The following is a 236-nucleotide window of genomic DNA, read 5'->3' as shown; positions in this document are numbered from 1 at the left end:
CGCAGACGGACGGGGCGGCCGGGGATGTTGCGGCAGACAAAGACAAGGCAGATAATGTCCAGGGCACTGGTAAAGCTGCGGCAGATAAAGAAAAGGCAGATGATGCCCAGGGAACTGGTAAAGCTGTGGCGGACAAAGACAAGGCAGATGATGCCCAGGGCGCCGGTAAAGCCGCGGCAGATAATGGACGGGCGGGAACAGGCCAGGGCGCGGCGGATAAGGAGCAGGAAGGCGCC

General features: G+C 61.4%; 1 pseudogene. It reads left to right on the top strand.

Going from position 1 to position 236, the window contains the following annotated elements:
• Nucleotides 1–236, top strand: a pseudogene (locus LK536_RS59120) (TlpA family protein disulfide reductase); the annotation flags it as partial.

It is taken from the genome of Clostridium pacaense (assembly GCF_020709765.2).
Classification (GTDB): Bacteria; Bacillota; Clostridia; order Lachnospirales; family Lachnospiraceae; genus Enterocloster; species Enterocloster hominis.
Note: the sequence above shows the minus strand (reverse complement) of the source record. Positions and strands in the feature narration are given on the sequence as shown.